General features: G+C 59.3%; 13 protein-coding genes. 6 read left to right on the top strand and 7 right to left on the bottom strand.

Annotated elements, in window-relative coordinates; all coding sequences use genetic code 11:
* Positions 1–467: 467 nt before the first annotated feature.
* The 4 genes from QCE58_RS31220 to QCE58_RS31205 all read right to left on the bottom strand — a co-directional run bounded on the left by QCE58_RS31220 (position 468) and on the right by QCE58_RS31205 (position 6511).
* Positions 468–704: a hypothetical protein gene (locus QCE58_RS31220; RefSeq protein ID WP_309780788.1), complete on the bottom strand. Its 237-nt coding sequence runs from the start codon at positions 702–704 to the stop codon at positions 468–470.
* A 2143-nt stretch (positions 705–2847) separates the two neighbouring features.
* The gene (locus QCE58_RS31215; RefSeq protein ID WP_309780786.1) at positions 2848–4032 is read right to left on the bottom strand and encodes a Replication protein O; all 1185 of its coding nucleotides are present in this window, start codon (positions 4030–4032) and stop codon (positions 2848–2850) included.
* Positions 4033–4349: 317 nt separating this feature from the next.
* The gene (locus QCE58_RS31210; RefSeq protein ID WP_309780785.1) at positions 4350–5321 is read right to left on the bottom strand and encodes a ParB/RepB/Spo0J family partition protein; all 972 of its coding nucleotides are present in this window, start codon (positions 5319–5321) and stop codon (positions 4350–4352) included.
* Positions 5322–5323: 2 nt separating this feature from the next.
* On the bottom strand, positions 5324–6511 hold the full coding sequence (locus QCE58_RS31205) for an AAA family ATPase (protein ID WP_309780784.1): 1188 nt from the start codon (positions 6509–6511) through the stop codon (positions 5324–5326).
* A gap of 929 nt (positions 6512–7440) precedes the next feature.
* Here QCE58_RS31205 and QCE58_RS31200 point away from each other — a divergent pair.
* Together QCE58_RS31200 and QCE58_RS31195 are read left to right on the top strand one after the other, a co-directional pair.
* The gene (locus QCE58_RS31200; RefSeq protein WP_309780782.1) at positions 7441–8355 is read left to right on the top strand and encodes a zincin-like metallopeptidase domain-containing protein; all 915 of its coding nucleotides are present in this window, start codon (positions 7441–7443) and stop codon (positions 8353–8355) included.
* Positions 8356–8418: 63 nt separating this feature from the next.
* Positions 8419–8766 (top strand): hypothetical protein, encoded by a 348-nt coding sequence (locus tag QCE58_RS31195; protein ID WP_309780781.1) that lies wholly within the window; start codon positions 8419–8421, stop codon positions 8764–8766.
* Positions 8767–9051: 285 nt separating this feature from the next.
* On the opposite strand, the gene QCE58_RS31190 is transcribed toward QCE58_RS31195, so the two are convergent.
* The 3 genes from QCE58_RS31190 to QCE58_RS31180 are packed head-to-tail and all read right to left on the bottom strand — an operon-like array spanning position 9052 to position 10621.
* The gene (locus QCE58_RS31190) at positions 9052–9444 is read right to left on the bottom strand and encodes a hypothetical protein (RefSeq protein WP_309780779.1); all 393 of its coding nucleotides are present in this window, start codon (positions 9442–9444) and stop codon (positions 9052–9054) included.
* Between the two features lie 11 nt (positions 9445–9455).
* Positions 9456–10160 carry a StbB family protein gene (gene stbB / locus QCE58_RS31185; protein ID WP_309780777.1) on the bottom strand — a complete coding sequence of 235 codons (705 nt, stop codon included), beginning with the start codon at positions 10158–10160 and terminating at the stop codon, positions 9456–9458.
* Positions 10157–10621, bottom strand: a complete 465-nt coding sequence (locus tag QCE58_RS31180; protein WP_309780776.1) for a conjugal transfer protein TraD — start codon at positions 10619–10621, stop codon at positions 10157–10159. Before QCE58_RS31180 ends, stbB begins: the two co-directional genes overlap by 4 nt.
* Positions 10622–11012: 391 nt before the next feature.
* Here QCE58_RS31180 and QCE58_RS31175 point away from each other — a divergent pair, with 391 nt between their 5' ends.
* Genes QCE58_RS31175 through mobF form a run of 4 tightly spaced genes read left to right on the top strand, consistent with a single transcriptional unit; the run spans position 11013 to position 16353 of the window.
* Positions 11013–11420: a hypothetical protein gene (locus QCE58_RS31175; RefSeq protein ID WP_309780774.1), complete on the top strand. Its 408-nt coding sequence runs from the start codon at positions 11013–11015 to the stop codon at positions 11418–11420.
* On the top strand, positions 11420–11641 hold the full coding sequence (locus QCE58_RS31170; RefSeq protein ID WP_309780772.1) for a hypothetical protein: 222 nt from the start codon (positions 11420–11422) through the stop codon (positions 11639–11641). Before QCE58_RS31175 ends, QCE58_RS31170 begins: the two co-directional genes overlap by 1 nt.
* Positions 11642–11645: 4 nt before the next feature.
* Positions 11646–13283: a type IV secretion system DNA-binding domain-containing protein gene (locus tag QCE58_RS31165; protein ID WP_309780770.1), complete on the top strand. Its 1638-nt coding sequence runs from the start codon at positions 11646–11648 to the stop codon at positions 13281–13283.
* Between the two features lie 13 nt (positions 13284–13296).
* Positions 13297–16353 carry a MobF family relaxase gene (gene mobF / locus QCE58_RS31160; RefSeq protein WP_309780768.1) on the top strand — a complete coding sequence of 1019 codons (3057 nt, stop codon included), beginning with the start codon at positions 13297–13299 and terminating at the stop codon, positions 16351–16353.
* Positions 16354–16406: the final 53 nt, after the last annotated feature.

The raw sequence follows: 16406 nt of genomic DNA, 5'->3' as shown, positions 1-16406 counted from the left end.
GCACGGACGAGGTCTCTCGATAAGGTCATCGAGCAAGCTTTTATTGCGAGGTCGTCCGCGCGCGTATCTGACCTCGCCGGCGGGTCTATCTTCGTCGCCCAGCAGCTCAAGAAGACGCCGCATCAGCGTTGCCGGTGTTCCTCAAAACTCAATCGCTTCCGCATGGCGGTTTTGAGCAGCGGCCGCAGGTGCAGATAATCCTCGATCAGACATTTGATCGCCAGATGTCGATACCCGAATGTCGCGCAGACGGGCCCGTGACTTGGAATGGCGGCTGAGCAGCGAACGACCGGGATTACCGGAGGCTTCCAGCGCTGTGGAATGATGCCGACGAGTAGCGGAGCGGGGTCAGACGTTGTTTAGTCATCGAACGCGCCGCGATGGTCCGCAGCGGCGAAAAGGCTCCTTGATGGCTAAACAGGCGCAAAGCCGTCACTCCTTCGCGCCGTCCTTCGGCCGCCGACTCATTAGGGTCGATCTTTAGTCATCGGCGGCTCGATGGGTCCAGCGAACAGGCCCCCATCGAAGTACGCGTCATCGAGTTCCATGATCGTGTCATCTCCCATCAAAATAACAACGAAATCGACCGCTCCGTCGCCAGGCACCACGGAGATTTCTGCGATCGTTTGCTGCGGCGATCGCTCGTCGACAAAGCGCAACCAGTAATAACCGGGCGCGGTCGGCCGTGTGTCATTCCACTCCATATCAAACTCGCGTTGAAGGGACCGTTGTTACTACATTAGCGCTTCTATCGCGCCGCGGTAGCCCACAATAACTGCTGCCGCGGCGTGATCGGCTCGCCACTGACCGCCTGCCTAGCTCGGAAACCGCCAACGTTTTTCAGTTTGCTCATCGAGTATTACGGGTAACCGGCTTGACCCGATAAAGGAGCCAAGGCTACTTCTCGGCGCAGAACGTATCAAATTTCACAAAATCCGTCTTATTCGATACGCTGCACCGATGACCGCACTGATCTCGGCGGGACGCGCTGAAAAATGCCGCGCGCCAGGCGAGCCCAATTGCGCGGCGCCGTGAAACAATTCGCTGGAATCCGCACAAATCGTTTAAAAACAATTACTTACCTACCACTATATTTTCGTGACGATGTTCCACGCGGGGACAACAAAAGGCACGCAGGATCTCACCGGTCACCTTAGGATTCCACAATAATCATGTGCGCGCGGTGAAGCTCCCGCGGCGTGGGAAGTCGACCGTCCCAGTCACGCCAACTCTTTTTTTGCTGACAATGTGGCGTCTTGCGCCCGAATCGCAACGGCCTGCCCCGCTCAACCTGCTGGACTGAGTGGCACCGCCCTCGCCTCTCGCCCCCGCATCAGCATTGGGCGCCACCAGGGTGGCCTGCGTCAGAACACGTCGCGGTAAGCCAATGTCGGTCCTAACCGACGCCGGTGTTCGCGGGCGGAAAACAAACATGTCTCGTTGACCGACTGGACTTCCGCGGCTATCACGGCGACATTCAGCGACAAAGAACGTGGCCGCGGAGTCCTTCGCCACTCGGCCATCTGTCGGTGCACGATTGAGGCCTTGGCCGTCTTGCATCGGCGATCTTCGTGGCGGTCCCGGTTGCCTCCTCGCTTCGCTTGGCCCTCTCTCCATAACACGACTAATCAGGCTTGACGAGAATCGCTCGCCCTCCTCTGCTTCGTCCAAGCGCGCGTGTAGACGGCGTGAGGGCGCCGCCGTGGGCGGCCGTCGATCTGCTCTTCGGCGCCCGATTGGAACGATGATTGGACCGACCGCGGCGCGCCCCCGCCCCCCCCGATCGGCGCAGGTGAAACGGGCACGGAGCGCCCACGCATGCGCGGATGACGACGTCTAGTCGCCTGCCGCGCGTGGGTCTGTTTCATGACCTGGTAAATAGATTATGGCGACGCCGTGGCCGGCGTCCAAGTGCGAGCGTCGGTTCTGATGGCCTCCGCTTGGATGCGGCAACGCGTCGGGTCCTGTCCGACGCACGACGCGGCCACCTTGGCGCCTTGCAACGCGCTGCCCAGTGCGGTTGGAAAGTCTCGACCTATCCGGCGTAGCCGCTGCACGAAACGGACTGCCGGCAGGATCCGCTCGGTGCCGCCAAGCCTGGCCGCTTGTCCTTGCTCACGAGATCTGCACCGGCCGGCAGACGTCCGTGAACCGACCCACGCCGCATTTCACCGAGGCCGTTCGTCGATCGCCACCTCCTGCCGGCAAGACTACCGGCCCCTCATTGGCGCCCAACGCTTCGCCTGAAAGCGCAGATTCTCCGCACACGCGGCAGGCGATGTTGCACGCTGAAATAGCCGTACTGGACCCTCTGACAGCGTGACTGCTTTGCGGCGCTTTGGGCCCGCTGTTGCGCATCTGTGCTCGCTGACTGGGGACGCGCGCGTCTGTACTCCACGATTGAGCCTTCGCGGAAAGGTCGTGTCGGCGCTCAGGCGAGGATGGGGGAGCCACCCAGGCTTCGCCCCGTGTCGCGTTCGTCGGGCACCCAGAGGTTGAGCTTCCACCTACCGAATCTTCCGTGTAGGAGCGCGGCACGCAGGGGTCGGTGCGGCGGGCGCCGGACGACGCGTACGATGCGTCGCGCCTCGCCTGGTTCACGCACTCGCCTCGCTGAGTTCGCTCCGTGGTGGGATCTCGATCGCCGTCTTGCAAGCGGGTTTTTGAGTTCTCGCCGAACCTGCGCGGGCGGGCGATATGCGGACGTTGATGGGTAAGATCGGTAGTTGCATTTCCATCGGGGTGATCGAATCGGCGCATCGCCGCGGGTCGGTGCCCGCACTTCGTTCGTTCAGTTCGCGCAGTGGGATTCATCTGGTCCCTCAGACGGCTGTCGCTTGCGCCCCGTCACGCGCCCGCTCCCCGCACTTTCAGGAGCTGACGCAGCCCGGCGATGTGCTCTCGCACCGCACCCGTCACCGGAGGCTTCGTGTGCGCCAGCGGTGCTGCACAAGGCGGTGCTTCGCCCAACGCTTCCTGTTGCGCATGGGCGAAGCGTTCGAGATCCAGCGCGGTGGCGGGACGGAGTTTCCCGGAGGCGAGCGCCTTGGCAAAGGACGGCACCCACCCGGCGGCCTGGCGGCCAATGCGCTCCGTGAGGCTGAAGATCGTCAGCGAGTCACCACCGGCCCCGATCACGAACTGGCGCGCGCCGTTGGTGTCGATAAACGTGCGGCCCGCATGTTGGCGGGCAATGGCTTGGGCGTCCGCGCGCTGCTGCGCGCGCGCTTGCTCGGCATGGTGTTCGTCGTTTCGACGACGCACCAGGTGGGCGAAATCGACCGGATTGCGGAGCAGGGCGCGCAGGTAGTTTATCGGTGCCTTGGCGCGCTTCAGGTGGTCCCAGGTGGCTTCCACGACATCGGAGAGGCGCTTGCCGTGCTCTCCCGCTTCGCGCATAAGTTTGAAAATCAAGAAATCAAAAAAGCCCAGGGTGCGCAGGCGCTGAAGGTCCGCCGGAAGTTGCCCCGGTTGTCTCTTTTGAAAAACAGTAGGGCTTAGATCCTTATATACTCCACCGTCTGCCACATTGGCAGACGGTACAGAAAAAGAAGACTTGTCCGACGCGGGTGCGGTTGAAGAGGACGTCTGGTTGAGTTCGACCTCGTGCGTGCGCGAAGGCTCCATGAGTCCGAGGAGGGAAGCGGCGTGCTTGGTGAGATGAAGGTAGGCGCGCCCAAACAACCCGGCCTCGACATAGCGGCCCTGCGGGCGACGCTCAATGAGTCCGGCGATCTCGAGGTCGTCGAGGCTGCGATAGAACGTCCGCATGGATTGCAGCGCGCGGCCGGTGAGCAGCTCACGGCGCGCAAAGATGGCACTGAAGGGTTTGGCAGCGTCGACGGTCCGCGCGAGGGCGGCAAGGACGGCGCGAGCGCGAGGGGGAATCTCTTCGATGTGTGCGGCGCGAAACGCCGCCCGAAAGATGATCCAGGGCAGGTTGGTTGAGTCACAGCGAAAAGCGGTGAGGGCGGCCGAATCTTCGGGGTGTGCTTCACCCTCGCCAGCAACGAAGCGTTGCGCGATAGACATGTCGAGCGGTCCATTACGGTAAATGGATGGGTTTCGCTTGACTGTCGATCTTGTTGCGCTACACTCCGGGTTGAGCGTTGTACCCTTTCCGGTTTCCAGCCGGGGAGTGTGGTGCTAGGATTTCCAGCCAAGCCCACTTACGCAAAGGCCCTCAGTTTCCAGCTGGGGGCCTTTGTCTTTCAGGCTTTAGGTTTGCATCGGTGTTAGTTTCGTCACGAAATGTCAATAAAAACAGAGGCTTAGGAACCGTGTTGCATCTTTAATGGCGCTTGTTGAACCCCTAAGTAACTGATTGCACACGAGTTTCGTGCCGAAATTCATCGTTTCAATTTCGACTCGATTAGAGCTTGAATTTCTTTGGCCCATTCGTCTGCGCGCTCTGCCTCCACCTTAAATCGCACACCAATCACGCCGCCGCGCGTGGTGATCTCACAGTAGTTCTTCTTGCCTTGCTTAACGATTAGTGTCTCGGCGGAAGATTGCTTCCTTGCAGGCTTAGCCTGGACACTCGAAACTGCCTCCTTCTGCGTGTAACGGTCTTCCTTAACCAAGCGCTCAACGGCCCTGACGACTTCGCTCGTTCGCCCCTCTGAGTGTGCGCGGGAAAGCTGAGCGGCGGCGTCGGCGCCCAACCTTTCAGGACGCTCTTCAAGGGTGGCCTTCGCCTCGGCAGGCAATCCGTCGAACGCAAAAATCTTGCTGACGTGGGATTCCGACAATCCCACCGCCGCGGCCAGTTCCTGTTGGGTTAGGGCGTCTGCAGCTTCTTGAAGGCGCTGGAAGTGCCAATACTTCTCGTAGTCGGACAGGGAGGGAGCGAAGAGATTGGAAAAGAAGGCCAGTCTTTCGGCCTGATCCGGCTCCATTTCTGAAACGATCGAATCGATCTCCTCGATGCCTAAGTCTCGATAGATCGCAACGCGGTTGTTGCCTGCGTTGATATTCCATTCGCCGTCTTCGCGTGCCTCCAGGATGACCGGATGCACAAGCGGATGCTTGGCCAAGTTTGCTTTAAGTTCTGCGTATTGCTCAGCGGTAAGCTTACGACGGCGTCCAGGAACTTCATGGAGCTTCGAGATAGGCCGCTTAGCTCTTGCACCCTTGTCCAACTGCATCTTGAGATCGGCGATCTCTCTGCGTTGCCGTTCCGCGGTCGCTTGCAACTGCATCAATTGACCCGGCGCTGTGCGAGGGGCTACGGGTTGTACATCCGAGGCTTTTTCCTTGTCCTCAGCCGTCACCTGAATGTTCTTGGCCCGGGCGGCCTGTTCCTTCATCCATGAAGCCATTGTTACTCCTCCTGTGCCCAGATTGCGCACACCTTGTCATCTACGCGATCGACCAACTGATCTACCGGGGTGCGAATGCGGCGGAGCGTTTCGGCTCCGACATCATTGGGCCCGAGATCGTAGAAGGTCGAGAAGCGCATATTTGTATTGCGCGCCAAGTCCGATTCGGGAATCTCAATAGGCACGACGCGCGAACCATAGATCTGCGTAATCCAGCCTTGCAGGATCTGCGCGGCGGGCTTTGACGTCATGCGGGTAACGAGGACGTCGACAAAGTCAAATTCCTTAGCCCGACCATCGTCGAACGCTTGCATCCCGTTGATCAGATCACCGAATAGGTGCCAGAACTGCACCATCGACGCAAAGCTCAACATATCGGGCACGACTGGCACGATAACTCCGTCGGCCGCGAAAATCGCATTGATCGTGAGGTAACTTAGGGTCGGCGCGGTATCGACGATGATGTAGTCGTAGGTATCCTTCAGTTGCGCCAATCCGTCGTGCAAGACCTGTTCAAAACGAACCTCCCCGTCACTGGCCGCTCGTGCGGGCAACATGAATTCCGCATTGAACAGCTCGGTAGAGGACGGGATGATGTCTACGTTGGGCCAGTATGTCGGGACGGGGAGGGTGGTCATATCGAACGGTTTTCCCTCAAGATAGGCCTCGATCAAGGGCATGACGGTTTGAGATGAATCGACCTCAGCATGCGGATTGATGCCGTACAGCGTGCTTGCGCTTCCCTGTGGGTCAAGATCGATATGCAAGACGCGGCGACCTCGGCGCATCGAGAGACCTTGGGCGAGAAGGGTGGAGGTCGTGGTTTTTGTCACACCGCCCTTGAAGTTCGCCACAACGATGACCTTCGCCGGACCGTTGCGAGGGAGGGGATTGCGCTCAGAGCGAATCCATGCAATCGTCTCCTCGACCGTGAACTGGCGCGGGGAGCCGGGCTTGGCTTGCGTGCCTGCGGGAAGCTCGCCTTTCTTGAGCACGTAGCCCATGCGCTGTTTGTCGATTCCACACATCTCCTGCAGTCGAGCAGACGAGATGATGGGCGGCACTTTACGAGGAAAGGGCTCGAGCATCTCATCGCGGATTTTCTGCAGCATGCCGTCCGACAGTTTCGCCAGGTGCATAAGATCAGCGCCCGTCGTTTTCCCTGCCTTGAGCTTTTTGATGGTGTCCATCGTTCTACCCGTAGCGTCCAGTGGACCGATTCAGAATATTTCGACCCAACCGGTCGAATTGTTCGAAGATTAGTCGTTGTAAAAAGTAAACGCAAGTTAACTTTGCAGCTTTCGACCTTGTCGCGGCGTCCGACGGGCGGCGCTTTCGCCCGAACATCTCGAAAAAAGTTGAAGTTGCGGACCGGCTTCCACGTATGAAAGTGAGGCGGCTATAGGGCAGTGCTCAACGGAGTGAACGCCGGTAACAAGGCGTTCGATGCCGGCAGGTATCGATGCAAATCCAGCGCAAGCCCAATGATGCGTTGTTCCACTCCATGTGTTTCTCAACATAGGGGCGGCCAGCCGCCACACATCCGGGGATAACAGCCCGCCCAAGCTTCGAAGAACTGCCGGATCTGCTGCTGGCTTTAGCTTGAGCGCCACATGGAGTTCGTCGAAATTTTCCCGAGGTCCACCAAGAGAGCGTCTACTGAAATTCGCGCACTCATGCGGAGGTCTGCCAGCATGCCGTCCTTAGCTGCAAATACGAATCACTTGCGCAACTAACCGTCTCACCCCAACCAGACCTTAGATCGTCCGCCGCCTCACGATGGGCGATTCCGCAAACGCGGACCGGGCTCTACTCGCTTCGCTCCCCAGGCCTGCAGTCCCGGCCATTCGGTAATGAGCCCTTTCGCAACACGCAATTCAAAGACTCATCTAGAAGGACCCGCTAAGGGGCTCTGCCCCTAGCGCGCTGCAAGGGAGATGGCTTCGCCCTGGTCGCAGGGTATCCCCAAAATTTTTTCGGAAAAGCGCTGAAAAAATCCCGGGTGATCCCCCTCCCCGCGTCCAGCCCTTGCAGCTTGCCTCCCCGGTCGTCGCCCGACGGTCGTCGGGTGCATGTGCGCAACACCAGCACATCCACCCCAAGACCTAAAGGAAAGACCATGAAAGCGCAAACAAAACCCCCTCTGTCCGACATCTATACCCGAGTGACGGACAAAATCATTGCCGATCTGGAGCAAGGCGTCCGGCCATGGGTAAAGCCTTGGAACGGTGCAAACGTCGGTGATCGCATCACGCTCCCCGCGCGTCACAACAACGTCCCTTACCAAGGCATAAACATTCTGCTTCTTTGGGGCGAGCAACGCGACAAAGGCTTTCAGTCCAATCGTTGGATGACTTTCAAGCAAGCACAAGCCCTCGGCGCCAACGTCGGTAAGAGCGAGCACGGAAGCCTAGTTGTCTACGCCAGCAAGCTGACCAAAAGCGAAACTGCCGACAACGGCGACGAGATCGAGCGCGAGATCCCCTTCATGAAGGGCTACACAGTATTCAACGTCGATCAGATTGAGAACCTGCCCGCGGAATACCTCTCCGACCCGGCGCCTGTCGAAAGAGAGCCACTCAAACTCATCGAGCAAGCAGAAGTGTTCTTTGCCAAGACTCGCGCTGTGATTCGACATGGAGGAAATAAGGCTTACTACGCGCCTTCGCAAGACATCGTGCAATTGCCTATCCCCGACGTGTTTGATACGGCGGAAAGCTATGCCGCAACGAAGGCGCACGAAATCACACACTGGACCAGCCACAAGACCCGTCTCGACCGTCAACTAGGCAAGCGGTTTGGTGACGACGCGTACGCCGCCGAAGAACTGATTGCCGAGATGGGTGCCGCGTTCGTTTGCGCACAGCTGGGATTAACCCCCGAAGTTCGCGACGATCACGCCGCTTATCTTGACCACTGGCTCAAGGTTCTGAAGGCAGACAAGAAGGCCGTTTTCACGGCAGCCAGTCAGGCGCAAAAGGCCTGCGACTTTCTGTTCTCGCTGCAAGGTGCAGACGAGCAGCAAGCAGCTTAAGGACATTGCCGAAGGCCTGAGCGAACCGCTCAGGCCGCTTCTGGAGTTGAAGGAGAGGGAGTCGTGACCAACTTCACTGTTGCTTATGCCGTCAATGTGCAGCACTACGGCAAGACTCAAATCGAAGCGCCGACGGCAGCGGAAGCGATCGCCGTGGCCAAGCATTGCGATCCTGCAGAAATTTGCACCGAGCACGACCACAGCAGCGCCGCCTGCGCGCGTATCGTCTCCATTTTCGACAATGCTGGCCGAAGCATTGCGGACGGGGTCACCCTCGACGGGGCATTTATTCACTACGGAGGACGCACCGCCTCGCTTCTCTGCGAAGCTTCACCGGCACTACGAAAGTCTGCAGAGAATGGTCTCGCGCTCCGACGATCTCGTCCATGCGCTAGTTTGCTCAAACGGTAGAAACGAACATCTCGTGGAGCGGCTTTCAGCCGCGTGTCATGTTGCGTAAGCCGTGATTGCAGCGGCGAGCGGCAAGAACTGACAATAAGCCGGCACTCGACTTACCGGCGGAGAGGGCGAGTGCAGTCTCTGGGAAGATCGACGTGAAATCAAGAGATTACCGAAGCCGTCGCTGCGGCTCGATCTACAGCGCCACGTAAGTATGCCCGGCCGCGATCTCAGAGCATGGCAGTGCACATTAACCGGCGGCGACTGGAATGAGCACCCGCCGAAACGCTTGTTTTCTCATAGGGCGCCCGCCAGCTTACTTCCGATGAAGCCGCCGACGATGCCGGCGGTTAGTGCGAAGAAGGCCAGTAGCCCCACAAGCCGCCGCACCTTGCGCTCGAGTGCGGCATTTCCGGCTACGAGTTGGACAGCACCACTGTTAATCTGATTTCCGATCTGCGCGGCCGCTACGCGGCCCGCCGCCATGAGCTTGTCGCTATTCTGCTCGATCACCGACTCGAAATTGAGCTTTGCTGCGAGGAACGCCCTGCCTGCCGCGTCGGTGGTTGCCCGCTCGATTTTGCTGGATAGCACCTCATCAACCTGCTCGAAGCGACGCACGAGCGCGTCGGCGTCTTGCAATAGCTCGGCCATCAGCGCTTCGCGTGCGGTGGATACGTTGCCACCCATGACGTCTCCCGTTACTTGAACAGCACCTTGTACACGTCATCCAGGTTCTTGTGCGCGGACTTTGCGAGCCGCTGCGCCGAAATCATGCTGACTGCACGCGCCTTCGTGTCCTCGTCAGTCGCTTCGCGGAGCATGGCCCGGTAGTCGGTCTCATCCGCGATGATCTCCGAGACATTCTTTTTGAGCGCACGCAGCCGCTCGAAAATCTCGTTTCTGAAAACGGCCGCTTCCGGTTTCAACGTGAAGCACTTGCGCTCCGCGTGAAGGCCAAAGACCGTACTGAACAAGCGCGGCACATCGCTCGCATCTTCGAGTTCGACCTTGTTGAACACCACACGGATTTTCTTCGGGGGAACGCCAAGCCCGGCCAGTGTCTCGATCGTGTTGACCGTGTCGATCTGTTGTTTTTTTTCGCTTACCGCAGGCACGACAAAATAGTCGAATTCTTCGTGGGAGCCGTCGAACTGGCTCATCTGTTTGATGAATTCCTCGACATTCGATGCGCCCACATCCACGATGGCCGAGCCGAGCGTCATCAAATCCTCCTGAAGTCCGCCGTAGTCCTTGCCCTTGAGCCGTTCGGCGCTGGAGCCGGACGACCCTGCATTGATCGTTTCGACTTCGAACTTCGGCGCATTCATGCGGGGCGCGAGTAGATTATCGACCAGCGTGGTTTTTCCCGGATTGCCACTGAAGTTGATGACGGCGACTTTCATGTGCGACTCCTTCGTTGCTGTTTGGCCAGGCGTTCATAACGTGCCAGTTTTTCGGCTTGTTCTGCCGGGTCGGGTTTCATCAAGCGGTCCAGCTCCTGCATCGAGATCGGCCCGTGTGAAGCTACTTGTGTCGATGGGTCTGAATCGGTTATCGAAGATGAGTCAGAGTGGTGTCGTTGTGACACTGGATCGGTGGCGCTGGAATGCTGTGCATTAGATTGAATTTTCTGCCCTGTAGTCTCTCGCTCGACCTGCTGCTTCTGCCGGTATCGGTACAAGTAGCTCTTCAATGTGGCTTCGGTAAAATCGATCCCACACTCTCTCAAAGCCTTCAAAATATCCGCGATCCGCACGCCCGCTGAGATCCTCTGTTCGATCAACGGCATTACTTCGCGTACTTTTGCCGCTTTGGTCTTTGGCTCCAGTGCCGTCAAAGCCTGCATCACGTCACGTTGCGGCATTCATGCATCCTCCGAGCTATTGATACGCAGTCCTACTGCATCTGATACGCCTTCTTCATACTAGCAACTTGCTTCTGTTTTGCAACCTTTCTGCTGCTGCCTCGCATCTTTTTCGCCTACGCCCTTCGGGCTAGTCGACTATCACGCCCTCAACCCCTAGAGATCCCTGTCCTTAACAGGCCAGAAATCTCAATACACATCACGCACCCCCTTCGGGGATGCAAAGCCTTGGGTTTATCGACCTCAAATCAAAAGTGACACTACTTTGGCTCTATAGCGTTGCTATAGGAATTCGCAGGAGAGCTATGTGTTTGCTCACTTGATACCTATAGACAATACTATAGGTAAGAAGAGTGAGTTAATCTATTTTCAACAACAGGGATAACCACGCATGAGCACAGGCAAATCGATCCCAGTCTGGTTCGCAGAGGAGGATCGCCGCAGGGTCGAGGAGGCCGCGGCATTGGCGGGCTATAAGCACTTGTCGAAATATATTCGCGATAAGGCGATGAGTCGCGATAGCCAGCGCGAGGCTGCTCGCGACAGCATGGAAACATGGGCTGAGCGACAAGAGCTCAACGGTCGACTTACGGAGATTGAGCGTAGCCAGACGACTTCCCACATGTTGCTGGCCGCGCTTCTCTTCTTGTTGCGCAACAAGGCGACGACCGCCGAGTTCAATGATCTCGTGCTTGCGTGCAAAGACGCTGAGGCAAGCGGCCGAATGCCGGCGGAATTGCTCGCGGCCTCATCTCCGGAACTCGCTTCGCTAATCGCTCGCTTGACGGAGGATTCGTGATGTCAGACCTGACCGACCCGATCAAGCCCATCGAGCCCATCGAGCAGATCGACGCCGATATTCAGGCGGCGCTCAATACACCCAGCACGAGCTACTGGCTCCGCGACGCGCTGCCCAGCGCGTTGCGGCGCGATTGCGTTGACGCGGCTCGCGATGCACAGATCCTGGCCACGTGGCTCGACATGCGATGTGATGCAGTCCTCAGGCGCAGCGGGGGTTAGGCCGATGCAGAAACACGAAGCGGAAAACGCGACTTTGCTATTTGGCGTCAGCTTACCCATCGCCGGGTGGCTTGCCGGCACCTATGCAGCTGACGTGCCGTTGCGACCGCTCCCGGAAGCGCTCACCGTTGCGCTTCATATGACGCCGCACAACCCCCTCATTGCGAGTGGTGTCGTGCTCGGTCTCGGTCTCGCGGCAACAACCGCGTATCTGTTGCACGAGTACGGCGACGACGGATTCCGCGGCGCCCGATACCACCGGTGGCTGCGTGGTGCGCGCATGGCGAACTGGCACAGTGTCAAGCAGCAGGTGAAGGCCGCGAATCGCCGTGAGAATCACCGCCTTCGCTCTGAACTGAAGCGCGCGGCAGCGCTGGGGCCAGAGGCCATGACCCCAAGGCTGGGCCCAAAAGTCAGGGCAACGGACTTGCCGCCCATCATGATCGGTCGGATGCCCATGCCGTTGCACCTTGAGAACCGGAACACGCTGATTTGCGCGACCATCGGCGCAGGTAAGTCGGTCGCCATGGAAAGCATGATCGCATCGGCCGTGAAGCGCCGCGACAAAATGGCAGTGGTTGACCCGAGCGGCACGTTCTATTCGAAGTTCAGCTTTCCGGGCGACATCATTCTCAACCCGTTTGACCAACGTTCGGCCGGCTGGACCCTCTTCAACGAGATCCGAGGTGTCCATGACTTCGACCGGATGGCTCGAAGCATTATTCCCCCGCAGTTGGATCCGACCGATGAGCAGTGGTGTGCGTACACGCGCGACGTACTCGCCGACACGATGCGCAAGCTGGTCGAGACCAACAACCCGGACCAGGACACGCTGGTCAATCTTCTCGTGCGCGAGGATGGCGAGGTGATTCAGGCCTTCCTCGCCAATACCGATTCACAGGGTTATTTCCGCGAGAACGCGGAAAAAGCCGTCGCTTCGATTCAGTTCATGATGAACAAGTATGTGCGGCCACTGCGGTTCATGTCTAAGGGCGAGTTTTCGCTTCACCGATGGGTGCACGATCCGAACGCGGGCAACTTGTTCATCACCTGGCGTGAAGACATGCGAACGACACAACGCCCGCTCGTGGCCACGTGGATCGACACCATTTGCGCCACCATCATGAGCATCCCCGACAGCGCCGTGCCGCTCGCGCGCCGACTCTGGCTCTTCCTCGATGAGCTGGAGTCCCTCGGCAAGCTCGAATCCTTCGTGCCGGCCGCAACCAAGGGTCGAAAGCATGGTCTGCGCATGGCGGCGTCGATTCAGGATTGGGCCCAGCTGGATGAAACCTATGGCAAGGATGCCGCGCGAACCTTGCTCGGATGCTTTCGGAATTACCTTATCTTCGGCGGGTCGAACGCGCTCAATACCGACAAGGCGAGCGAGATCCTCGGCAAGCATCAGGTCGAGCGAGTCCAGATCACCACAAACGCAGGCGGCGGTGCTGGGGGCGGCGGAGGAGGGCGCAGCCGCAACATGGTGACGAGCCCACCAGAACCGGTCGTGATGGATTCGGAAATCTCCTTCCTGAAAGACTTGGAGGGCTACGTCATGTTCGGCGAAGACTTCCCGATCGCCAAGATCAAGCTGCCCTACGTCAAGTATCCCCATCGCGCCACGGCGATCGAAATCAAGTGACGGAGGCGCGGCCATGCTCAACGTGACGCCTATTCGCGGCAACAACCAGTACGCCGCAGCACATTATTTCTCGTCTGCCGACGACTACTACGCCAAGGAGAACCCGGGCGAGTGGCAGGGCGAAGGAGCCCGGCACCTGGGGCTTACCGGGCCAATCGAACAGGCGCAGCTCTCGCGCCTGCTGGACGGACAGCTTCCCAACGGCGAGCGCATCCAGACGACGTTCGACCCCGTCGACAACAAGAAGCGCATGGGGCTCGACCTCACCTTCTCGGCCCCCAAGTCGGTGTCGATGCAAGCGCTCGTCGCCGGCGACCGCGAAGTGACTGCCGCGCACGACCGCGCCGTGACGCGCGCGCTCGAGCAGGTCGAGCGTTTGGCGGAGGCGCGTAAGAAGGTCAAAGGCAAAAGCTACCGCGAGCGCACGGGCAACATGACGATCGCCAAGTTCCGGCACGAGATGAGCCGGGCGAAGGATCCTCAACTGCACACGCACTCGGTCGTGATGAACATGACGCGCCGCGCCGATGGCGCATGGCGCGCGCTCTCGAACGAGGACATCTTCCGTGTCCAGCATGAGGTCGATGCAATCTACAAGGCTGAGTTGGCGAAGGGTCTGCAGGCGATTGGCTACGCCATCCGCCTCGTCGACGACAAAGGCAACTTCGAGCTGGCTCACATCAGTCGCGAACAGATCGAAGCGTTTTCAGCGCGCAGCCGCGTCATTGAAGAGGCCCTGGCGAACGAGGGTAAGACGCGCGCGAGCGCGAGCACCCTCGAAAAGCAGGTCATTGCGCTTGCCACACGCCCGCGCAAGGACGAGTCCGACCGCGAGATCGTCAAGCAATATTGGGTTGAGAAAAGCCGAGAACTCGGTATCGACTACGGCTCGCGTTCCCAGCTCGACGGACGCAGTTATGACGCGAATGGCAGCCACGATCACCGAAGGGAAGCTGAGGTCGCCAACACGAGCGGCACGACAGCGGAACAGATGAGCAGGACCGTCGATGGTCGCGCCGGTAATCGCACTGACTCCGGCGAGCGCGACCGCGTTGCCGCTACGAGTCTGCCGGCGGGAATTACGCCCGCGCAGGCCGTCGTGCAGTACGCGATCCATCACCTGACCGAACGCGAAGCCGTCGTGCGTGAGAGCGTCCTGATGGCGACCGCGCTGCGCCGATCCGTCGGATTAGCTGGTCCCGGCGAGGTGCGCACCGAAATCAAGCGTCTGGTCGGGCAGGGCGCATTGATTGAAGCGGTGCCGGCTTTTCGCATGGCGGATCGGAAGGACGGACCCGCGCTCTCGTCGGCTGGTTGGCGAAATTACCTGCAAGAGCTCAAAGGCTGGTCGAACAAGCAGGCGCAGCAATACGTCAATGCGGCGGTCAAGCAGGGCTCGCTCGTTCCGGCCGAGAAGCGCTACACGACCCAACAGGGGCTTGCCCGTGAAAAGGCGATTCTCGCCATCGAACGCACGGGCCGCGGGGCTGTTCCACCGATACTGGCTGTCGCCACCGTCCGGTCGGCACTCCAAGACTCTACGCTCAACGCGGGGCAGCGTTCAGCGGTCGAGACCATCGTTGCCACGAGCAATCGATTTGTGGGCATCCAGGGCGACGCGGGTACCGGGAAAACTTACACCGTCAATCAAGCCGTCTCGCTCATCAAGCAGGCGTCGGCCTCGGCGATGCGAGAGGGCTACCGCACGGTCGCGCTCGCGCCGTACGGCAATCAGGTCAAGGCGCTCAAGAACGAAGGACTCGAAGCGCACACGCTCGCCAGTTTCCTTCGATCCAAGGAAAAGCCGGTGGACAGCAAGACGATCATCGTGTTGGATGAGTCGGGCGTCGTCGGCGCGCGCCAGATGGAGCAAGTCATGCGAACGGTTGAAAAGGCGGGGGCGAGAATGGTGTTGATCGGCGACACCAAACAGACCGAGGCCATCGAAGCAGGCAAACCATTCGCCCAGCTTCAACACAATGGCATGCAGGCCGCGCGCATCAGCGAAATACAGCGACAGCAAGATCACGAACTGAAAGCGGCCGTCGAACACGCGGCCGAGAGCCGTGTTCACCAATCGCTCGCGCATCTAAAGCATGTTGAGGAGCTTAAAGAGCCAGCGGACCGACACCGCGCCATTGTGAATGACTACATCAAGCTCACCGAAGCTGAGCGCCGTGAAACCCTGATTGTCGCCGGCACGAATGAGGCACGCCGGGAAATCAACAAAATGGTGCGCGAGTCACTGGCGCTCACCGGCAACGGACGAGAGTTCGAGACCCTGACCCGTGTGGATATGACGCAAGCGCAGCGCCGCTTCGCGCCGAGCTATCAGCCCGGCATGGTGATTCAGCCGGAGAAGGATTACGTGAAGGCCGGGTTGATCCGCGGCGAAACCTATCGCGTCGCCGAAGCACTCCCCGGCAATGCGCTAGTCTTATCGCGACAAGATGGCACCACGGCCACGATCAACCCGCGTAAAGTGACGCAGCTCAGCGTCTATCGGCTCGAGCGAGCGGAGTTGTCCGTTGGAGATACCGTACGGATCAACCGTAACGATGCGGGCCGTGACCTCACCAACGGTGACCGCATGCGCGTAACGGGCGTTATCGGCGGTGTCGTAAGCCTCGAATCGGTCGAGCAACGAAATGGTCGGCCTGTACGGTCGTTGGAGCTACCGACCAGCCGACCGCTTCATCTGGAGCACGCGTATGCTTCGACGGTCCATAGTTCGCAAGGCCTGACCAACGATCGGACCCTGATCGCGCTCGACACCAAGAGCCGCACGACGTCGATGAATCTGTATTACGTCGCGATCAGCCGAGCGCGGTATGAGGCACGCGTCTACACCGATTCGGTGAAATCGCTGCCCGCTGCAATCGCACGCCGCTTCGATAAGACGACAGCGCTGGCCATTCAGCGAGATCGCGAACTGCAGCGCCGCGGGCAAGGCATGCGGCCGCGAGGCGCGGCGGAGGGTAAGCAAGGGTTGGAACGTCAATCGCTTGGAGACCAGCGCAGCCAACCAGTCAACGGTCGCAAGCCCTCAGACTATGGTCGATTCGGATAGTCTTCGCTTTGACGGACGAACACTTGTTGATGGGTGCCCCGCCAAGCACTTGA

It is taken from the genome of Caballeronia sp. LZ028, assembly GCF_031451415.1.
Taxonomy (GTDB): Bacteria; Pseudomonadota; Gammaproteobacteria; order Burkholderiales; family Burkholderiaceae; genus Caballeronia; species Caballeronia zhejiangensis.
Note: the sequence above shows the minus strand (reverse complement) of the source record. Positions and strands in the feature narration are given on the sequence as shown.

Excerpts from the sequence above, each read along its gene's own strand:
- QCE58_RS31175 (WP_309780774.1), top strand. The coding sequence starts at position 11,013 with ATGAGCACAGGCAAATCGATCCCAGTCTGGTTCGCAGAGGAGGATCGC.
- QCE58_RS31180 (WP_309780776.1), bottom strand. The coding sequence starts at position 10,621 with ATGCCGCAACGTGACGTGATGCAGGCTTTGACGGCACTGGAGCCAAAG.
- QCE58_RS31200 (WP_309780782.1), top strand. The coding sequence starts at position 7,441 with ATGAAAGCGCAAACAAAACCCCCTCTGTCCGACATCTATACCCGAGTG.
- QCE58_RS31170 (WP_309780772.1), top strand. The coding sequence starts at position 11,420 with ATGTCAGACCTGACCGACCCGATCAAGCCCATCGAGCCCATCGAGCAG.
- QCE58_RS31205 (WP_309780784.1), bottom strand. The coding sequence starts at position 6,511 with ATGGACACCATCAAAAAGCTCAAGGCAGGGAAAACGACGGGCGCTGAT.
- QCE58_RS31190 (WP_309780779.1), bottom strand. The coding sequence starts at position 9,444 with ATGGGTGGCAACGTATCCACCGCACGCGAAGCGCTGATGGCCGAGCTA.
- QCE58_RS31210 (WP_309780785.1), bottom strand. The coding sequence starts at position 5,321 with ATGGCTTCATGGATGAAGGAACAGGCCGCCCGGGCCAAGAACATTCAG.
- QCE58_RS31215 (WP_309780786.1), bottom strand. The coding sequence starts at position 4,032 with ATGTCTATCGCGCAACGCTTCGTTGCTGGCGAGGGTGAAGCACACCCC.
- QCE58_RS31220 (WP_309780788.1), bottom strand. The coding sequence starts at position 704 with ATGGAGTGGAATGACACACGGCCGACCGCGCCCGGTTATTACTGGTTG.
- stbB (WP_309780777.1), bottom strand. The coding sequence starts at position 10,160 with ATGAAAGTCGCCGTCATCAACTTCAGTGGCAATCCGGGAAAAACCACG.
- QCE58_RS31165 (WP_309780770.1), top strand. The coding sequence starts at position 11,646 with ATGCAGAAACACGAAGCGGAAAACGCGACTTTGCTATTTGGCGTCAGC.
- mobF (WP_309780768.1), top strand. The coding sequence starts at position 13,297 with ATGCTCAACGTGACGCCTATTCGCGGCAACAACCAGTACGCCGCAGCA.